This is a genomic window from Actinoplanes sp. NPDC023936, assembly GCF_040639325.1.
Classification (GTDB): Bacteria; Actinomycetota; Actinomycetes; order Mycobacteriales; family Micromonosporaceae; genus Actinoplanes.
This window is the reverse complement of record NZ_JBEZZR010000031.1, coordinates 19,387-37,353: the sequence shown is the minus strand read 5'-3', so window position 1 is coordinate 37,353 and position 17,967 is coordinate 19,387. Positions and strand designations below refer to the sequence as shown.

The 17,967-nt window shown below is 72.7% G+C and carries 18 protein-coding genes; 11 read left to right on the top strand and 7 right to left on the bottom strand.

Going from position 1 to position 17,967, the window contains the following annotated elements:
• Nucleotides 1–3: 3 nt before the first annotated feature.
• Nucleotides 4–669: a hypothetical protein gene (locus tag AB0F72_RS30855; RefSeq protein ID WP_360438416.1), complete on the top strand. Its 666-nt coding sequence runs from the start codon at nt 4–6 to the stop codon at nt 667–669.
• A gap of 1,105 nt (nt 670–1,774) precedes the next feature.
• Here the strand turns inward: AB0F72_RS30855 and AB0F72_RS30850 are convergent.
• From AB0F72_RS30850 to AB0F72_RS30825, 6 genes are read right to left on the bottom strand one after another with little or no spacing between them, the layout of a single operon-like run.
• A complete protein-coding gene (locus AB0F72_RS30850; RefSeq protein ID WP_360438413.1) occupies nt 1,775–3,181 on the bottom strand; it encodes an aldehyde dehydrogenase family protein in 1,407 nt (468 codons plus the stop codon).
• Entirely contained in the window at nt 3,178–4,332 is a 1,155-nt protein-coding gene (locus tag AB0F72_RS30845) for an NAD(P)/FAD-dependent oxidoreductase (RefSeq protein WP_360438410.1), read from the bottom strand. Before AB0F72_RS30845 ends, AB0F72_RS30850 begins: the two co-directional genes overlap by 4 nt.
• Nucleotides 4,329–5,201 (bottom strand): isocitrate lyase/phosphoenolpyruvate mutase family protein, encoded by an 873-nt coding sequence (locus AB0F72_RS30840; RefSeq protein WP_360438407.1) that lies wholly within the window; start codon nt 5,199–5,201, stop codon nt 4,329–4,331. The genes AB0F72_RS30845 and AB0F72_RS30840 overlap by 4 nt, the downstream gene beginning before the upstream one ends.
• The gene (locus tag AB0F72_RS30835; RefSeq protein WP_360438404.1) at nt 5,198–6,631 is read right to left on the bottom strand and encodes an aldehyde dehydrogenase family protein; all 1,434 of its coding nucleotides are present in this window, start codon (nt 6,629–6,631) and stop codon (nt 5,198–5,200) included. The genes AB0F72_RS30840 and AB0F72_RS30835 overlap by 4 nt, the downstream gene beginning before the upstream one ends.
• Nucleotides 6,628–7,914, bottom strand: coding sequence for an acyl-CoA dehydrogenase family protein (locus AB0F72_RS30830; RefSeq protein WP_360438401.1), 1,287 nt, complete (start codon nt 7,912–7,914; stop codon nt 6,628–6,630). Before AB0F72_RS30830 ends, AB0F72_RS30835 begins: the two co-directional genes overlap by 4 nt.
• 4 nt (nt 7,915–7,918) lie before the next feature.
• Complete coding sequence (locus AB0F72_RS30825) at nt 7,919–8,938, bottom strand: flavin reductase (protein ID WP_360438398.1); 1,020 nt, start codon at nt 8,936–8,938, stop codon at nt 7,919–7,921.
• Nucleotides 8,939–9,122: 184 nt separating this feature from the next.
• Here AB0F72_RS30825 and AB0F72_RS30820 point away from each other — a divergent pair, with 184 nt between their 5' ends.
• The gene (locus AB0F72_RS30820) at nt 9,123–9,944 is read left to right on the top strand and encodes an IclR family transcriptional regulator (RefSeq protein ID WP_360438395.1); all 822 of its coding nucleotides are present in this window, start codon (nt 9,123–9,125) and stop codon (nt 9,942–9,944) included.
• 109 nt (nt 9,945–10,053) lie between these two features.
• On the opposite strand, the gene AB0F72_RS30815 is transcribed toward AB0F72_RS30820, so the two are convergent.
• A complete protein-coding gene (locus AB0F72_RS30815; RefSeq protein ID WP_360438392.1) occupies nt 10,054–10,749 on the bottom strand; it encodes a hypothetical protein in 696 nt (231 codons plus the stop codon).
• 53 nt (nt 10,750–10,802) lie between these two features.
• Here AB0F72_RS30815 and AB0F72_RS30810 point away from each other — a divergent pair, with 53 nt between their 5' ends.
• The 9 genes from AB0F72_RS30810 to AB0F72_RS30770 are packed head-to-tail and all read left to right on the top strand — an operon-like array spanning nt 10,803 to nt 17,965.
• On the top strand, nt 10,803–11,270 hold the full coding sequence (locus tag AB0F72_RS30810; protein WP_360438389.1) for a MaoC family dehydratase: 468 nt from the start codon (nt 10,803–10,805) through the stop codon (nt 11,268–11,270).
• Nucleotides 11,260–12,270: an LLM class flavin-dependent oxidoreductase gene (locus tag AB0F72_RS30805; protein ID WP_360438386.1), complete on the top strand. Its 1,011-nt coding sequence runs from the start codon at nt 11,260–11,262 to the stop codon at nt 12,268–12,270. The genes AB0F72_RS30810 and AB0F72_RS30805 overlap by 11 nt, the downstream gene beginning before the upstream one ends.
• Entirely contained in the window at nt 12,267–13,466 is a 1,200-nt protein-coding gene (locus AB0F72_RS30800) for a CoA transferase (protein ID WP_360438383.1), read from the top strand. The genes AB0F72_RS30805 and AB0F72_RS30800 overlap by 4 nt, the downstream gene beginning before the upstream one ends.
• The gene (locus AB0F72_RS30795; protein ID WP_360438380.1) at nt 13,463–14,737 is read left to right on the top strand and encodes an MmgE/PrpD family protein; all 1,275 of its coding nucleotides are present in this window, start codon (nt 13,463–13,465) and stop codon (nt 14,735–14,737) included. Before AB0F72_RS30800 ends, AB0F72_RS30795 begins: the two co-directional genes overlap by 4 nt.
• The gene (locus AB0F72_RS30790; RefSeq protein WP_360438377.1) at nt 14,734–15,705 is read left to right on the top strand and encodes a RidA family protein; all 972 of its coding nucleotides are present in this window, start codon (nt 14,734–14,736) and stop codon (nt 15,703–15,705) included. The genes AB0F72_RS30795 and AB0F72_RS30790 overlap by 4 nt, the downstream gene beginning before the upstream one ends.
• On the top strand, nt 15,702–16,160 hold the full coding sequence (locus AB0F72_RS30785; protein WP_360438374.1) for a MaoC family dehydratase N-terminal domain-containing protein: 459 nt from the start codon (nt 15,702–15,704) through the stop codon (nt 16,158–16,160). Before AB0F72_RS30790 ends, AB0F72_RS30785 begins: the two co-directional genes overlap by 4 nt.
• Entirely contained in the window at nt 16,147–16,527 is a 381-nt protein-coding gene (locus AB0F72_RS30780; RefSeq protein WP_360438371.1) for a MaoC/PaaZ C-terminal domain-containing protein, read from the top strand. The genes AB0F72_RS30785 and AB0F72_RS30780 overlap by 14 nt, the downstream gene beginning before the upstream one ends.
• Nucleotides 16,524–17,639 carry a thiolase gene (locus AB0F72_RS30775; RefSeq protein WP_360438368.1) on the top strand — a complete coding sequence of 372 codons (1,116 nt, stop codon included), beginning with the start codon at nt 16,524–16,526 and terminating at the stop codon, nt 17,637–17,639. The genes AB0F72_RS30780 and AB0F72_RS30775 overlap by 4 nt, the downstream gene beginning before the upstream one ends.
• Nucleotides 17,636–17,965, top strand: coding sequence for an OB-fold domain-containing protein (locus AB0F72_RS30770; RefSeq protein WP_360438365.1), 330 nt, complete (start codon nt 17,636–17,638; stop codon nt 17,963–17,965). The genes AB0F72_RS30775 and AB0F72_RS30770 overlap by 4 nt, the downstream gene beginning before the upstream one ends.
• The last annotated feature ends 2 nt before the right edge of the window (nt 17,966–17,967 follow it).

The window sequence follows — 17,967 nt, the reverse complement described above, 5'->3', positions numbered from 1 at the left end:
GGCATGTCAACCCGCGCGTACGGCATTCCGGCCGCAGTGGCCTCCGCGCTCATGATCGGGTTCCCGGGGGTAGTGGTCAGCGCATCCGCGGCCGCATCGGCGCCGGCCGTCGCGGCGGCATCCGCCGACGAGCCCACCGTCGAGGAGATGAGAGATGCGCTCCTCGGCCCTGCGGACATGCCCGGCGGCTACACCGGGACGGATTACACCGGCACCTATTCCGGGGTGGCCAGCGCCTGTGACGAGCTCTACCTGGGCACTGTCGACAACGTCGTGCGTACCTTCACGCACACCGGGCGGTCCCTGGACCTGAGTGAGGAGATCGCCGCGGTCGGGTACGACCGATCCTCCGAGGTTGTCGACGCCTGGGCCGCGATCCCCGACGACTGTCCGGACAAGCAGTACTCATCGGGGTACTGGAACACCTCACGGTGGCCGCTCCCGAGCCTGGGTGACGCCTCGGTCGGCCTGGTCTCCGAGGTGCGGAACGACGACGAACTGCTCAGCCGGGTGACCACGGCCATGATCGCGTACGGGGACGTGGTGGTTCATCTCAAACTGGATCAGAACGTCACCAGGGACAAGACACCGTTCCGGCGTACCGACGCCGAGTTCCGCAGAATCGTCCGGGCCGCCGTCGCGAAGATCGAGGAAAGCGGCATCGGCTGACGGCCTCAGCGCCTGGTTCTCGGCTGGCGGCTGGTTCTCGGCTGGCGGCTGGCGTTCTGCGACTCGCGTCCTCGGGGCTGTGGATCGTGGAAGTGCCGATGTCGGCCGGCGGCCAGTGTTCACAGAACGGACTTCTGAGTGCACCAACAGCCAGCCGGGCGAGACGAGCTGGCTTCCAGTGCCGACCTTGCTGGCTGATCGAGGAGCCGTCGTCCGGTAGGGACGTGAGGTGGCGCCGCCCGGTAGGGACGTGAGGTGGCGCCGCCCGGTAGGGACGTGAGGTGGCGCCGCCCGGTTGTCGATCGTGGAGCGGTGCGGGCGAGCTGGCGCGCAGTGCTCTCGGAACAGGCCTACGGCAACACTGGTGACCAGCTCGTGTTGCCCGGCTGGCTGGCAGTGTTCTCGCCGCCCCGTCGGGACAGCACCGAGCGCCAGCCGGACCGCGCGCTTCCACGATCCACCAGCCGAGGACAGCACTGACGACCAGCTGGTCCAGCTGGTCGTCAGTGCGCTCGGCTGCGGCAATGTTCCGAGGTGCGTCATCACCGCTGCAGGGCCCGCCGGAAACCAGGGGCCGGGCCGCCCGTCAGCACGAACGGTTGTCACTCAGCGTGCCGGCATCCACGGTCAACCCCGCGCTGCGCGGAAACCCGCGGACGCCCCAGGCCCTGCAGAATGACGCAAACCCCCAGCGCTCCACGGTCGGCGGCGACTGACCGTGACGCGCGGCCGCATCGGCGCACTACCGGGCGGCGGGTATCAGCCAACAGGGTCAGTGCTGCCGGCAGCGGTCGACGGCAGCACTGGGAACCAGCTGGACCAGCTGGACCAGCTGGACCAGCTGGTCACCAGCGCTACGACCGGTCTCCGTCGGAGATCACGCGCCTGGGAGCCCTGACGACCAGCCGGACCAGCTGGCTCGCAGCGCTCGGGCGGGTGCGGCGGCCGCCCTCTCACCGGCGCCGCACACCCGGTCCCGGTCCGCGGGGTCTGATCACCCGGTGGACAGGCCGCGGCGGGGTGGGCCGGCCTCACCCGGTGGACAGGCCGCAGCGGGGTGGGCCGGCCTCACCCGGTGGACAGGCCGCAGCGGGTGGGCCGGGCCTCACCCGGTGGGGTAGGCGGACGGCCCGCCCGCGGCTGCGGTCGCGCCTGGGCGGAACGCGGCCGGCGCGTGGATCACGCAGGTCTGGACGTACTCGGTGAGGCCCTCGGTCGCGTACTCCCGGCCCCAGCCGGACCGCTTCACCCCGCCGAACGGGGCGCGCAGGCTCATCCCGGTGCGGTTGTGCGTGTTGACGAACGTGAAGCCGGCCTCGAACCGCCGGGCGAACGCGAACGCGCGCTCCTCGTCCGTGCTCCACACCGAGGCGCCGAGGCCGAGGTCGCCGGCGTTCGCCCAGGCCAGCACGGTCCTCTCGTCGGGGTACCCGAGGACCGGCACGACCGGCGCGAACTGCTCCCGGGTGACCAGTGGCGAGTCCGGATCGGGGCCGGCCACCAGGGTGGGCCGCACGAAGTAGCCGGTGGCCGGGTCCGCCTCGAAGCGGCCCAGCGCGATCGCGCCGGGCGGGATGAGCGCGTCCGCCGCACGCTGCGCGGCGGCGGAGATCACCGGGCCCATCGTGACGCCGGGGGCGAGCGGGTCGCCGGTCGTCAGGACCCGGCCCGCGGCGCTCGTGTACGCGTCGATGAACTCCCCGAGACGCGACTGCGGCACGTAGAGCCGTTTCGCCGCCATGCACACCTGCCCGCTGGTGGCGAAACTCGCCATCACCAGCCGGTCCATGGCGTCGTCGTCGAACGAGGCGTCGTCGAGCAGGACGGCCGGATCGTTGCCGCCGAGCTCCATCACGGTCGGGGTGAGCCGGTCGCCGGCGAGCGCCGCGACAACCCGCCCGCCGGCCGCCCCGCCGGTGAACGCCACCTTGCGGACCAGCTCGTGCCCGACCAGCGCCGCGCCGGTCTCCGCGCCGCCGTGCACGGCCCGGATCGGCGCGTCGAACAGGGCGATCACCCGGTCGACGGTGAGCGGCGCCAGCGGCGAGGGCTTGACCACGACCGCGTTGCCGGCGGCCAGGGCCGGTCCGATCTTCAGCATGGCGAGGATGACCGGGGCGTTCCACGGCGTGACCGCGGCGACGACGCCGAACGGTCTGCGCTGCTCCACGAGCCGGCCCAGGTCGTCGTCGAGCACGCGGTCCCCGTACACCTCGGGCGCGTGCTGGACCACCCACCGCAGGTAGCGGACCGCGAAGCCCAGCTCTCCCCGGCAGTCACCCAGCACCTTGCCGGACTCGCGGGCCAGCAGCGTGGCCAGCTCCTCGATCGCGTCCTCGATCGCCGCCGAGGCGCGCGTCAGCGCGGCGAGCCGATCGGTGAGCGGCCGGGCCGCCCAGGTGCGCTGCTCGGCGTCGGCCCAGCGCACCACGTGGCCGACCGCGTCCGGCGAGCTCTCCCGGACCGATCCGACGATCTCGGTGAACCGGGCCGGGTTCTCCCGCGCGATCATGCCGCCACCGGGCGCAGTGAGGCGATCATCGAGCTGCGGAGCAGTGACGCGCGGGCCTTGACCGGGTCGGCGGCGATGGCGCGCAGCGCGTCCAGGTGGGCGGCGCGGGCGTCCGGGTCGGTGGCGCGCAGCCGCTCGTAGTTCTGGTGCGAGACGCTCTGCACGTATTCCAGGGCGATCCGGCGGCGGCCCGCGGCGACCTCCCCGATCGCCGTGTCGTCGCCGGTCGCGATCGCGTCCGCGTAGGCGATCGCGTCGTGGATGCCGGAGTTCATGCCGAGGCCGCCGAGCGGGTTGTTGACGTGCGCCGCGTCGCCGGCGAGCAGCACCCGGCCGGTCCGGAACGACGTGGCGACCCGCTGGTGGACGCGGTACATGCTGGCGTGCGCGATCCGCCACGGCCGGCCCGGATCGACGACGCCGCGCAGCCGGGTGTCCAGGCGGGCGTACTCCTCCGCGTCGGGCGTGCCGACCGGCGTGGGCAGCAGCACCCGCCAGTGGTCCGGGGTGCGCAGCAGCACGCACCACTCGACCGGGTCGAAGACGTAGTTGACAGCGGCCAGGTCGTCGAGCCAGCCGGTGAGCTCCTCGTCGACCGAGGCGACAAGGAACCGTTCCGGATAGGTGATGCCGTCGAACGTGACGCCGGTGGCCTTGCGGACCGCCGAGTGGGCGCCGTCCGCGCCGATCAGCCAGTCGCCCTCGACCGTGCGCCCGTCGGTGCTCACGGCGACGACGCTCTCCGGGTTGCGGACCAGCTCGGCGACCGGCCACCCGAACCGGACCTCGCAACCGTCGTGCCGCAGCAGGTGGTCCACCACCAGCGGGGTGAGCTTGGACTGCTCGCACTGCAGCCGATAGGGGTAGCGGGTGTCCCCGGCGAGCACCGCGAGGTCGAGCGTCGCGACCAGCCCGGCCCGCCGGTCGCGGTAGGCGAAGGTCGGCGAGACCAGCCCGATCGCCTGCAACTCGGCACCGACCCCGAGGTCGTCGAGCATCTCCAGGGTGGGCGGGTGGAAGGTCGAGGCGCGGGACTCGGCGGCCAGCTCGGCACCGGCTTCCAGGACGGTCACCGCGAAGCCACGCCGGGCCAGGGCGAGGGCCGCGGTGAGCCCGACCGGCCCGGCGCCGGCGACCAGGATGCGTGTCACGTGTGTGCTCCCCGGGGGACGTAGTGGGCGTCGAGGTCGAGGGCCTCGTCCTGGCCGACCAGCGCGGTGAAGCCGGACCACGGCATCCGGTCGACCGACGCGGCGGTGCCCTCCGCGGCGATGGCCCGGTAGGCGAGCGACGCGGCGCGCATGGCGGCCAGCAGCGCGGCGACCGGGTGCAGGACGAGACGGACACCGGCGGCGGCGAGCTCGTCGTCGGTCACCGCAGGCCGGTCGCCGCCGGCTTCCGACCGATTGACGACGATGGGTACGCCGGGAAGCGCCCGATGGATCTCGTGCAGCTCGCCGAGATCGTCGACGCCCTCCGGGAAGACCGCGTCCGCCCCGGCGTCGGCGTACTGCTGGAGGCGCCCGATCGTCTCGGCGAGCCCGTGACCGGCGTAGGCGTCGGTCCGCGCGACGAGCGCGAGGTGCGGCACGTGATCGGCCAGTGCGGAGATCTTGGCGGCGGCGAGGCTGGCATCGACCACCTCCTTGCCGGCCAGGTGCCCGCAGCGTTTCGGGTTGACCTGGTCTTCGAGGTGCAGGCCGGAGATGCCGGCCCGGGCGTACGCGAGACCGGTCCAGACGGCGTGCAGCGGATTGCCGTACCCGGTGTCCGCGTCGGCCAGCAGCGGCACCCCGGTCAGTGCGGGGATGAGCGTGGCGGCCCGCTCGGCGATCTGCGTGCCGTGCACGTATCCGAGGTCGGGCCGGCCCAGCGCGACCGCCGCGACGGCCGCGCCGGACAGGTGCACGCCGCGGTGCCCGGCCCGGACCGCGAGCGCCGCGGTGACCGGGTCGTAGACGCCGGGCATGTGGGTGACCGTCTTCTGTGCGAGCAACGCCCGCAGGGCGGTCGCTGTCATGCGCGCGAATGCAGCGCGAAGCCGCCCTCGACGCCCACGACCCGCGGGTTGGTGAAGAAGAGCAGGGTCTCGGCCGTGCCCTCGGCGGAGTACCCGGAGATGCCCCAGGCAGGGCGCGGGGTGAACAGGTGCAGACTCATGATCGAGGAGCCGTTGACCTTCACCTCGCCGGCCCGGACCCGCCGCGCGGTCTCCAGCGCTCTGCTCTCGTCCGTGCCGATGACGTAGCCCTCGAGGCCGTAGCGCGTGCCGTTGGCGAGTGCGATCGCCTCGTCGAGATCGCGGTAGCCGTGCACCGCCGCGACCGGACCGAAGATCTCGCCGGTGGTCCTCGCCGGGTCCGCGCCGGTCACTAGCGAGGGGGCCAGGGTGTTGCCGGGTCCTTCCAGATCGGCCTCGTGCACGGTGCCGCCGAGCTCGTCGCGAGCCTTGATCACTGTCGCTCGGTGACCGGAATGGATCAGCGGGCCGTAATCGGTGGCCTCGTCGGCCGGGTCGCCGGTCCGCAGCATCTCGACGCGTTCGAGGATCTTGGCGGTCAGCGGCTGTTCGCGGCCGGCCGGGACGATCAGGCGGCCGAGCGCCCGGCACCACTGCCCGTTCAGCGTGGTGAGCAGGTCGGCGGCGGCGCGGGCGGCGGCGTCCTCGTTGGCGTCCGGCATCACGATCAGCGCGTTGTTGCCGCCGAGCTCCAGCTGGACGGGTTTGATGTCGTAGGCGCAGGCGGCGGCGACCGCCCGCCCGCCGCCGAGACCGCCGGTGAACGAGACGGCCCGGATCCGCGGGTCGCCGACGATCCGGGCGCCGACGTCGGCGCCGCCGTGCAGAAGCTGGAAGAGCGCGGGCGGGGCACCGGCCTCGCGCAGCGCCTCGTGGATCGCGACGGCGAGCCGCTCGGTGCCGGACGGCGCGTAATCGCTGGGCTTGAGGATCGTCGGGCAGCCGGCCGCGAGGGCGTTGGCGACCTTGTGCGCCGCCATCGGCGCCGGGGCGTTCCACGGCACCAGGCAGGCGGCCGGCCCCCAGGGCAGGCGCTCGACGAGCACCTCGCGGCCGTCCTCGCGGGTGGTGGTGCTGGTCAGCAGGCCGGCTCGGAGCTGGCCGGCGGCGAGCGCGAACGCGCCGGCCAGGATCATGCCGAGCGGGGTGGTCTGCCGGATCGGCACCCCCGTGGCCTTCGCCTCCAGGGCGACGATCTCCCCGGCGGCGCCGGCGACAGCGGCCGCGACCTTCTCCAGGATCTCCGCTCTCTCACCGGGATCCGCGTCCCAGCCGCCCAGCGCGTCGGCGGCCGCGAGGGCGGCCTCCACCCGCTCCGGTGACGAACCGAGGGCCGGCCCGATCACGTCACCGGTGGCGGGGTTCTCCAGCTGGATGCCGGTTTCCGTGACGCAGGCCTGCCACGATCCGCCGACGAGGTCACTCGTCATGAGGCCACGCTCGCGAAGAGCTGGTTCGCCTTGTTGCTGGTGATCACCGAGGCGGCCTCCAGACGCCCCCGTTCCGGCGGGAACGTCATGACCAGGCCCATCGCCAGGTCCCGCAGCGCGCGGCCGACCACGCCGTTCATCGTGGCGCCGGACGTCCCGGACGCCTTGAACGCGCCGAGCGCCACGTCGAACGCGGCCTGGCAGATCGAGCCCTTGGCGATGCGCCACTGCGCGTACACCTCGGACTTGGTGGCGATGGGCGGCTCGACCGTCTCCAGCAGCAGCTGCCGGCGCAGCCACAGGTACGCGCGCTCCAGCGATTCCGTCATGTCGCCGATGATCACCTGGTGCATCGGCGACTCGGCGACCGGCCGTCCGGTGTCGGCGAATGTCTTCGTGGTGAGCCGCTCCAGGGTGTCGTCGTAGACGCCCTGCGCCGCGCCCACGTAGACCGCGGTGATCGCGAGCTGGTTGCCGACGAAGCTGCCCCGGCTGCACTGCAGCATCTTCACGAACGCGCCGGGGACCGTGAGCGAGTCCTCCTGCGGGATGAAGACGCTGGTCAGCTTGATGCCGTGGTTGGCCGAGCCGCGCATGCCGAGCCCGTCCCAGAACGGGCGCTCGGTGACGCCCGGCGCCTGCCGGGGAACCAGGAACATGACCAGGCCCTCGGCCGTGTCGTAGCCGTCCAGCCGGGCGGTGACCAGGTAGTAGTCGGCGATGCCGGTGGCGCAGCCGAACGACTTCTCGCCGGTGAGCTCCCAGCCGGCGACGCCGTCGCGGGTGGCCGGCACGGCGGTGGTGGCGATCGCGATGTTCGCGCCGCTGCTCTTCACCGATTCGCTGGCGAAGTTCGCCAGCCAGGTGCCGCCGGACATCAGGCGCAGCACCCGCTCGGCGAAGGCCCTGACGACCGGGACCTCCTCGCCGGTGAAGAGGCCGGCCTCGATCGCCTCCAGGGGCAGCAGGCCGCGGGAGGCCGAGGTGTTGTGGAAGAAGAAGGCGAGCGCGGTGGACGGGCAGGCGCTGCCCATCGCGTACGTCGCGGCGGCGAGGTCGCGCAGCGTGCCGCCGAGACCGCCGTACTCCTCGGGGACGATCAGCCCGAGCAGCCCGGCCTCGCGGAGCACGTCGATGTGCTCGCGCGGGAAGGCGCCGTCGGCGTCGGCCTGTTCGGCCTTGGCGCGCAGTGCCGGCAGGACCTGCTCGACGAGGGCCGCGCGGGACTTCTCCTCGACGGTCATGTCGTCGACGAGCTTCTCGCCGATGAGTCGGTCGGCCATGCTGTCACTCCCTGATCTGGGCGAGGTCGGCGTCGCTGGGCCGCTGATCGATGGGCCCGGCCACCTCGAGTTGGCGGGACAGGTGGAGCAGGTCGTCCAGCGGCAGGCCGGACGAGCCGGCGCCGGAGGCGATCACGTCGAAGTGCGAGACGCCGTTCTTCATCGCGACGAGCGCGTTGACCAGGGCGAGCCGGTTGTGCCCGGCGAGGCGGACCCGCAGCACGGCCGGGCGGACCAGGACGCTCGCGTCCTGGAGGATCCGGGCGACCTGCAGCGGCGAGGCCGGAGTGACGTCCGACTCGGCACAGCCGATCTCGTCGCAGCCGAGCGCGCGCAGGGCGGCGACGGTGGCGAGCACCTCGTCCTCGCGGTCCGGGTCGAACGCGTCGGTGACGTACCCGACGACGCGGTCACCGGCCTTCTTCGCCGCGATGACCCGCTCCGGCGTCGGCAGGTTGTCGCGCCCGGCGGCGAAGAACTCGAACCGGAGGCCGTCGGGGGGAGAGGCGGTGTCGCGGACCTGGACGGTGTCCGGCAGCGGCTGGGCGACCTGACCCCAGTTCCGGGAGTGGAACAGCAGCGGCGAGATGATCCGGGGCAGCGCGGCCTCGGTCACCTCGCCGACGAAGATGGTGTGGTCACCGCCCGGGTACGCGTGCGCGACCCGGCAGTCCAGCCAGGCCACCGCGTCGTTGAGCACGGGACAGCCGTTCGGCGTGATGGTCCAGTCCAGCCCGGCGAACCGGTCGCTGATGCCGCGCTCCTGACCGGCGAACCGGCGTCCGATGTGCGCCTGATCCTTGCCGAGGAAGCTGAGGGCGAACTTGCCCGCCTGGCCGAGGAGCGCCCGGCTGGGCAGATGGTTGCCGAGGCAGACCGACACGAGCGGGGGATCGAGGCTCACCGAGGAGAATGAACTGGCGGTCATCCCGTGCATGCCGCCCGGGCCGGCCGTGGTCACCACGCAAACGCCGCTGGGCCACTGCCCGAGCACGGATCGGAACGTCGTGCTGTCGACCGGCACTTCGTGCTCCTCTTTGCTCGCCGTTTCGCCTTGGGAAACGGTGTTACACCGAACGTAACGAGGGGCGGGGGATGCTGTCAACATCGGTCGGGCCGGCGTCCGGGTGGTACAGCGTTTCGCGGTGCGAAATGGCAGGCTAGGCTTCGGCCAAGTTTGTTCCGTTCCTGTTCCGGGGGGATTTCCAGTGCCGAGCCGAACCGTGCCGCCGGCCTCGCCGGGCGCGGCCGAGGACGAGGGCCAGTCGCGTTCCATCGCCGCCGTCGAGCGCGCCATGGACGTCCTGCTCTACTTCGGGCGCACCGATCAACCGGATCTCGGCGTCACCGAGATCGCCACCGCGCTGGGCCTGACCAAGGCCGCGGTGCACCGCATCCTCACCGCGCTGCGCAGCCGCGAGCTGATCACCGTGGACCCGGCCACCCGGAGGTACGCGCTGGGTCACGCCGCGGTCGCGCTCGGCCGGGCCTACCTCGCCCGCACCGACGTGCGCGCGATGGCCGCGCCGGAGCTCAAGCACCTCTCCGCGCGCACCCAGGAGACGGCCACCCTGTCGCTGCGGCGCGGCGACACCCGGCTCTACGTCGACCAGGTCGTGCCGGACCAGGAGCTGCGGCTCGAGGTGAGCCTCGGCATCCCGTTCCCGCTCAACGCGGGCGCCTCGTCGAAGGCGTTCCTCGCGTTCCTGCCGGACTTCGAGCTGGAGGCCTACCTCTCCCGGCACCCCCTCGAGGCGGTCACCGACAAGACCATCACCGACCCGGCCAAGCTGCGCAAGGACCTGGCAGCGGTCCGCAAGCGGGGGTACGCGACCTCGCTCGGTGAACGCCAGGCCGGCGCCGCGTCGATCGCCGCCCCGATCTTCGACCACGACGCCCGGGTGGTCGCCGTGATCAGCCTGGCCGGGCCGGCGCTCCGCTTCAAGCCGGAGAGCGACGCCGCCGCGGTGGCCGACCTCCGGGAGGCGGCCGCCCGCATCTCCGCCCAGCTCGGCTACCAGTCCGCCTGAGGCCGCGTGTGGATTTCGGGTGCGGAGCGCGCCCCAACTCCACACGCCGTCCGTGCGTCCGGTTGCGTGTGGAGTTCAGGTGCGGAGCGCGCCCGAAATCCACACGCGGTCAGAGGTTCGCCAGGGGTTTGGCGACGCCGAGCAGGCCGGCCAGCAGGACCGAACCCCAGATCGCCCAGACGTAGGGGAGGCAACCGTTCACGCTGCTCCGGACGGTTGCCTCCGCCCCGGCGTCGGCGGACCCGGCCAGCACCGTGCCGAACGCCGGTCCGAACGGCTTGAGCGTGCGGCGGATGCCCAGTCCGGCCGCGATCGCGATCGCGTAGAGCAGCACCTTCGCGCCGAGCCACAGCGGGTTGGTGGTCACCCCGAACGGCTCCGGGACGATCAGGGTGAACAGTCCCGCCCCGGCCATGCCGGCGATCACCGCGATCCGGATCGCGTAGTCCACCCGGCGGACCAGGGGGTGCTTGCCCGGCTCATGGTGGTCGGTCCACATCAGCCACACCCAGACGAACGCCGCGATCCACAGCGGCACCAGCAGCCACCAGGGCAGCAGCGTGATCCCCCAGAGCGAGCCGCCGTGCGCGTCGAGCGAGATCAGCGTGAGGCCGCTGGGCAGGAAAAGGATGAGGCAGATCTTCGGCCCGAGGTCCAGCCCGGACATGATCTTCAAGGCGGTCAGTCGTGCGGCCGGGGTCAGATCGGGGTTGATCACGTAGCGGCTGGAGTAGAAGACGCCGAGGTCCCCGCCGAGCCAGAAGACCATGAGCACGATGTGCAGGTAGAGGAACGCTTCGAGCATGGCGTAGATGGAAACACCTTTCCACTGTGCGAAACAAGTGCTAGCTTCGCCCAATGCTCGGCCGCTATTACGAAGACTTCACCGTCGGTGACACGTACCGCCACCCGCTCGGCCGCACCATCTCCGAGACCGACAACACGTGGTTCACGCTCCTGACGCTGAACACCAACCAGAGCCACTTCAACGCCGACTACGCGGCCGGTACGCCGTACCGGAAGCTGCTGGTGAACTCGACGCTCACCGTCGCGATCGTCACCGGGCTCTCGGTCCCGGACGTCAGTCAGCACGCCTTCGCGAACCTGGGCTGGGAACAGATCACGATGCCGCACCCGGTCTTCGTCGGCGACACCATCTACGCCAGGTCCACCGTTCTCGACCTGCGTGAGTCGAAGTCGCGGCCGTACGCCGGGATCGTCAAGGTCTTCACGACCGGTTTCAACCAGGACGGCGTCGACGTCATCACCTGGACCCGGACGATGCTCACCTACAAACGCGGGCAGGGACCCTCCAGTGCGCCTTGACCTGCAGCCCTGGGGCGAGACGATGACCGAGCTGGTGGTCGCCGCCCGGGCTGCCGAGGCGGCCGGCGCCGGCGTGGTCTGGGCGCCGGAACTGCACCGCAGCGCGTTCACCACGGCTGCCGCCCTGGCCACCGGCACCAGCAAGGTGGCCGGCGGCGAGGCCCGGGTCGGTGTCGGCACCGGGATCGCCCTGGCGTTCGCCCGGTCCGCGATGCTCACCGCGATCGCCGCGGCCGACCTCGACGAGCTCGCCGAGGGCCGGTTCCGGCTCGGCCTCGGCACCGGCGTGGCCCGGCTCAACCAGGACTGGCACGGGGTGCCGTTCGAGCGCCCGCTGCCCCGGCTCCGGGACACCGTGGAGATCGTCCGGAAGGTCCTCGCGGGCGGCGACCCGATCACCCACGAGGGCGTCCGGTCGATCCGGGTGCGGGGGTGGCGCCGGCCGTACCCGCCGGTCCGCGAGCACATCCCGATCTACCTGGCCGGTGTCGGGCCGGCGATGGTCGCCCTCGCGGCGGAGGCCGCCGACGGCTGGATCGCCCACGAGCTGTGCCCGCCGGCCGACCTGCGCGACCGCGTCCTGCCGATCCTGCGGACCGCGCGCCGGGACGGCTTCGACGTGGTGGCGGCGGCCTGCTGCTCGGTCGACGACGACCCGCGCGAGGCCCGCCGCCGGGCCGCCAACGTCGTCGGCTTCTACGCCTCGGTCCGCTCCTACGCGGAGACCTTCACGGCCGCCGGATTCGGGCCGGTGTGCGCGGCGGCCGGCACGGCGTTGCGCGACGGCCGCCCGGCCGACGACCTCGGCGACCTGGTCCCGGACGAGATGGTGGACGCCTACACGATCGCCGGCACGCCCGACCAGTGCCGCTCCGGGATCGCCCGATACGAGGGCCTGGCCGGTGCGCTCAAACTGTCCGCGCCCTCCTACGGCCTGCCGGCCGAGGTGACCCGGCACGCGCAGGATCGACTGCTCGACCTGGTGGGGAGCCTGGCATGAGACCACTCGAGGACATCCGGATCATCGCCGTCGAGCAGTACGGCGCGGGACCGTTCGGCTCGATGCACCTGGCCGACCTCGGCGCCGACGTCATCAAGATCGAGGATCCGGGCACCGGCGGCGACGTCGGCCGGTACGTGCCGCCGTACGCCGACGGCGAGGACTCGCTCTTCTTCGAGACGTTCAACCGGAACAAGCGGTCGCTCTCGCTCGACCTCGCCACCCCGGCCGGCCGCGAGGTCTTCGAGGACCTGGTCGCGCACGCCGACGCGGTCTACTCCAACCTGCGCGGCGACGTGCCCGCGAAGATCGGCATCACCTACGACCAGCTCCGGCACGTCAACCCGAGCGTCGTGTGCTGCTCGCTGACCGGCTTCGGGATGACCGGGCCGCGCGCCGGGCAGCCCGGGTACGACTACATCCTGCAGGGCCTGGCCGGCTGGATGGACCTGACCGGCGAGCCGGGCGGGCCGCCCGCCAAGTCCGGGCTGTCGATCGTGGACTACTCGGGCGGGTTCGTCGCCGCGATCGCGCTGCTCGCCGGCGTGCACGCGGCCCGCCGGGACGGCCGTGGCATGGACTGCGACCTGAGCCTGTTCGACACCGCGATCGGGATGCTCACCTACCCGGCCACCTGGCATCTCAACGCCGGGTTCGCCCCGGAGCGCACCCGGTACTCGGCGCACCCGTCGCTCGTGCCGTTCCAGCTCTTCCCGACCGCCGACGGCTGGGTGGTGGTGGGCTGCGCCAAGGAGAAGTTCTGGCAGCGCCTGGTCACCGTGCTGGACACCGACGCCCTGCGCGAGCCGCGGTTCGCCACGTTCGCCGGCCGCCGGGAGCACGCGGCCGAGCTGCTGCCGCTGCTGGAGGGCATCTTCGCGACCCGGGCGACAGCCGGCTGGCTGGCCTGCCTTTCACCGGCGGGCATCCCGTGCGGCCCGGTCAACGACGTGCCGGCCGCCCTGCGTGATCCGCACACCCTGGCCCGCGACCTGATCGTGGAGACCGAGCACCCCCGCTACGGCACCGTGCGCCAGGTGGCTTCGCCGGTCCGGGTCGGCGATCAGCCGCCGGCTCATCGCCGGGCGCCCCGGCGGGGAGAGGATCTGGGGTACGTGTCCGAGCTGCTCGGCTATGCACCGGAACGGATCGGGGAACTCCGTGCGGCGGGCGCCTTCGGCCGGGAGGGTTCGTGACCGTCCCGGCCGCTGTCACGCTGGCCGGGTGGGTCGCCGGGCTCACCCGCGACGACCTGCCGGACCCGGTCGTCGCGGCGGCCCGCGAGCACCTCACCGACGCCGTGGGATGCGCCGTCGCGGGCATCCGCCGAGCCGCCGCCGACCCCGCGCTCACCGTCGCGCGCGGGCTCGGCGGCCCACCGGAGGCACGCCTGTTCACCGGGGAACGGCTGAGCGCCGTCGCCGCGGCGTTCGGCAACGCGGTCGCCGTGCACGCGCTCGACTTCGACGACACGCACGCCGGCGGATTGGTGCATGCGAGCGCGGTGACCGTACCCGTGGCCCTGGCAATCGGGGAACAGACCGCGGCGCGCGGCAGTGAGATGATCACCGCCCTGGTCGCGGGTCTCGAGGTGGTCTGCCGGCTCGGCGCCGCCGCGCCGCACGGCTTCCACGCCCGGGGCCTGCACGCCACCGCGATCTGCGGACCGGTCGCGGCGGCCGTCACGGCCGGGAAGCTGCTCGGGCTGGACGCCGCGACGCTGACCAGCGCGATCGGCATCGCGGCCAGCGGCGCGAGCGGGCTGCTGGAGTTCCTGCACAGCCCGGCCGGCACCAAACAGCTGCACCCGGGCACCGCGGTGGCGAACGGCATCATGGCGGCGCGGCTCGCCGCGGCCGGCGCGGGCGGACCGGCCGGCGCCCTGGACGGCGCCTACGGGCTGTTCCGCGCCCTCGCCGGCCGGGAACCGGACCTCGGCGCGCTGGTCGGCGGGCTGGGCGAGCGCTGGGAGACCACCCGGATCGGGATCAAGCCCTATCCGGCCTGCCAGCTCACCCACGCCTCGATCGACGCGGCCGGCGAGTTCACCGGCAGCGTCCCGGCCGCGCTGACCGTCACGCTGCACCCGGACGCCGTGCCGATCGTCGCCGGACCGGAGAAGCGGCGGCCGCGCAGCGCCTACGAGGCCAAGTTCAGCGTCTACTGGTGCGTCGCCGCGATGATCGTGGACGGCTGGGTGGACCTGGACACGTTCACCGACCTGGACCGCCCGGACGTGCTCGGCCTGGCCGCGCGGATCGCCGTGGTGGCCGCCGATCCCGGCGTCGTCGCGGCCGACGCCCCCGGCATCGTCGACGGGGACGGCCGGGTGTCCCGGGTGGAGCGCTCGACCGGCGGGGGAGCGCGGACCAAGGCCGCCGCGAACCTCGGGCCCGGTTTCCCATCAGTCCTCGCGGCCACCGACCCGGTCGCGTTGCTGGACGCTGTCGAAGGGTGCCTGACGTGACCGTGTATCTGCCGGCGGTGCCCGGCTACCCGCTGCTGGAGTCCGCGCTGGCCTCGGCTGGGCTCACCGTGGGTGACATCGTCCACGTGACCGAGTACGTGACGCTCGGCTCGCTGACGCTGGAGTCGGAGCGGGCCGGCGCTCTCGGGGATCACCGGGTGCCGGTGTCCCGGGTCCCGGTCGAGGCGATCTACGGCACCGGCGCGGCCTACGCGGTCGGCGTCATCGCCCATCCCGGTGGTGGTGAGCTGCTCGAATCCGGCGACGACGCGCTGCGGGTCGCCGGGCGGGCCGTCTATCTGCCCAGCGTGCACACCACCGAGGGCGAGTTCCGCGAGCAGTACCGGTGGTGCCTGGAACGGATCGCCGAGCTCGTCGCCGTCGCCGGGCTGGACATGGGCGCGCTGGTCCGGACCGTCGACTACACGGCCACCGCCACCCGCGCGGAGTATCCGCGGTGCGGCCGGCCCCGCAAGGACCTGCTGCCGGGCCCGGTGCACCCCGGCGCGGCCGGGATCCTGGTCGACGTGCCGGTCGCCCGGGGCGCGCGGGTCGCCCTGGACGCGGTGGCCGCCACCGGCGAGCTGACCGTGCTCAATCCCGGCTGGGCGCGGTACGACACGCTCACCTACCAGCCGGCGGTCCGGGCCGGCGACACGATCTATCTCGCCGGGTTCGGCGCGCTCGACCCGGTCACCCAGGTCGCGCTGCACGAGGGTGACCTGGCCGCGCAGACCGCGTTCGTCTACGCGAGCATCGAGACCGTCCTGGCCGAGGCGGGCGCGACCGGGGAGCACGTGACGGCGCTCGTCGAGTACCTGACGCCGGCCGCGGCCGGCTCCTACGCCGCCACCCGTGCGCTGCGGGAGAAACACTTCCCGAACGCGGCGGTCACCTCGGTGGTCTGCTCGGCGCTGCTGCGGCCCGAGTTCCTGCTGGAGACCGTGCCCACGGCGGTGCTGCCGTGACGCTGCTGACCGACGCGCTGACGGCCCGGATCGGCGAGGAGGCCGTCTACACCGCGCCCGAGCCGCTGGGCCGGGCCGCGATCCGGTACTTCGCGCTCGCCACCGGCGACACCGACCCGGCGCACCTGGCCGGCGACGTCGCGCCGCCCACGCTGATCTGCGAGACGAACCAGTACGCGAACCTGCCGCGGGACGCCGACGGGTACGCCGGGCACGGCTGGCACCTCGACGTGCCGGGCACGCGCCTGGTCCGGGGCGGGAACTCCTACCGGTTCGAGCGGCCGGTCCTGCCGACCACCGTCGTCACCGCCCGCTGGAAGCTCGCCGGCATCACCGAGCGGGTCACCGGCGGCGGCAAGCGGATGCTCGTGGTCACCTCGGTCGCCACCTACACCGACCAGCACGATCTGGTGCTCGCCGTGAACGAGGAGTCGCTGATCCATGTCGAGCGATGAGCTGCTGTTCGTCCGCCGCATCGAGCTGCCGGACATGATCGCTTATGCCGGGGCGACGTGGGACTGGCACCGGCTGCACTACGACACCGATTTCCTGCGGGAGCGCGGCCTGGCTAAGCCGGTCGTGGACGGGCAGGTCTTCGGGGCATACCTCGCGATCGCGCTCCGGGACTGGTTCGGCGCGGAGGCGGTGATCAGCGCGCTGTCGTTCCGCTTCAAGAGCCTCGTCTTCGCGGGGGAGACGATCCGCTGCGTGGGCTCTCCGGTGCGGTCCGGCTCCACGATCGAGGTTGACCTGCGTGTCGAGGTGGTCGAGGACGGTCGGATCGCTGTCGCCCCGGCCTCGGCGACGCTGACCCGGCCATGACCGGCGTCGCGATCGCCGGCGCGGCCGAGTGCGATCTCGGCAGGACCGGCAAGTCCATCCTCGAACTCCAGACCCAGGCCGTCACCCGGGCCCTGGCCGACGCGGGACTGACCCTGGCCGACGTCGACGGGATCGCCACGAACGGCATCTCCCGTTTCTCGGCGACCCAGCTCGCGGACTATCTGGGACTGTGGCCGGCGTGGAGCGACTCCAGCTTCGCGGGCGGCGCGGTCTTCGAGATGTACGTGGCACGGGCCGTCCAGGCGATCACGTCGGGGCAGTGCTCGACGGTCGTCATCTCGTACGCCAGCAATCAGCGCACCGCACGCAGCCGGAAGCTGACCGGGATCTACGAGGAGGGGACGCCGGAGGCGGCCTTCGAGGAGCCCTACCGTCCGCTCTATCCGATTTCGTACTACGCCATGGTCGCGCAGCGGTACCTGCACACCTATGGTCTGTCCCGGGCCGATCTGGCCGCCGTGGCGGTGGCCGCCCGGGAGCGCGCCCTGCTGAACCCGGCGGCGTGGACCTACGGCACGGGGCCGCTCACCGTCGACGAGGTGCTGTCGGCGCCGCTCATCTCGACGCCGCTCGGCGCGCTGGACTGCTGCCTGGTCACCGACGGCGGCGGCGCGGTGGTGCTGACCTCCCTGGACCGCGCGCGGGATCTGCGCAAGCCGCCGGTCGAGGTGCTCGGGTACGGCGAGGCGCTCACCCATACCGGGATGGCGACCGCCGCCGACCTGCTGCGGACCGGGGCGATCGCCTCCGGTCAGCGGGCGTTCGCGCGGGCCGGGTTGACGCCGTCCGACGTCGACGTGGTGCAGCTGTACGACTCGTTCACGATCGCGGTGCCGCTCGGGCTGGAAGCCCTCGGGTTCGCCGAGCCGGGTTCCGGTCTCGGCGTGACGGTGCCGCACAACACGCAGGGCGGCGGGCTCGCCTACTGCCACCCCGGGCAGTTCGGGGTGCTGCTGCTGGTGGAGGCGGTGCGGCAGCTGCGCGGGGAATGCGGCGCGCGGCAGGTGCCCGGGGCGTCGGTGGCGCTCGCGCACGGCACCGGCGGGATCTTCTCCAGCCACGCCACCGTCCTGCTGGGGGTGGACAGGTGACGCTCGTTCTCCAGTACTGCCGGGCCTGCCGGAGATATCAATATTATCCGCGGCCGATCTGCGTCTCGTGCGGCGGCGACGACCTCTGGTCCGTGGAGGCCGCCGGGACCGGCACCGTGGACAGCTTCACTGTCGTGCATCGCGCGGACGAGCCGTACACGCTCGCCCGGGTCCGCCTCACCGAGGGCCCGATCATTCTCACCCACCTGATCGACAACCCCGCGCCGCACTGCGACCAGCCGGTCCGGCTGACGTGGCGGGACGGGCTGGCCGTCTTCCTGCCTTCCGCCCCTCCTTCCGTTCCTCCTTCCGTCTCTCCGGAGTGATC

Excerpts from the sequence above, each read along its gene's own strand:
- AB0F72_RS30855 (WP_360438416.1), top strand. The coding sequence starts at position 4 with ATGTCAACCCGCGCGTACGGCATTCCGGCCGCAGTGGCCTCCGCGCTC.
- AB0F72_RS30850 (WP_360438413.1), bottom strand. The coding sequence starts at position 3,181 with ATGATCGCGCGGGAGAACCCGGCCCGGTTCACCGAGATCGTCGGATCG.
- AB0F72_RS30800 (WP_360438383.1), top strand. The coding sequence starts at position 12,267 with ATGAGACCACTCGAGGACATCCGGATCATCGCCGTCGAGCAGTACGGC.
- AB0F72_RS30830 (WP_360438401.1), bottom strand. The coding sequence starts at position 7,914 with ATGGCCGACCGACTCATCGGCGAGAAGCTCGTCGACGACATGACCGTC.
- AB0F72_RS30835 (WP_360438404.1), bottom strand. The coding sequence starts at position 6,631 with ATGACGAGTGACCTCGTCGGCGGATCGTGGCAGGCCTGCGTCACGGAA.
- AB0F72_RS30780 (WP_360438371.1), top strand. The coding sequence starts at position 16,147 with ATGTCGAGCGATGAGCTGCTGTTCGTCCGCCGCATCGAGCTGCCGGAC.
- AB0F72_RS30810 (WP_360438389.1), top strand. The coding sequence starts at position 10,803 with ATGCTCGGCCGCTATTACGAAGACTTCACCGTCGGTGACACGTACCGC.
- AB0F72_RS30840 (WP_360438407.1), bottom strand. The coding sequence starts at position 5,201 with ATGACAGCGACCGCCCTGCGGGCGTTGCTCGCACAGAAGACGGTCACC.
- AB0F72_RS30775 (WP_360438368.1), top strand. The coding sequence starts at position 16,524 with ATGACCGGCGTCGCGATCGCCGGCGCGGCCGAGTGCGATCTCGGCAGG.
- AB0F72_RS30815 (WP_360438392.1), bottom strand. The coding sequence starts at position 10,749 with ATGCTCGAAGCGTTCCTCTACCTGCACATCGTGCTCATGGTCTTCTGG.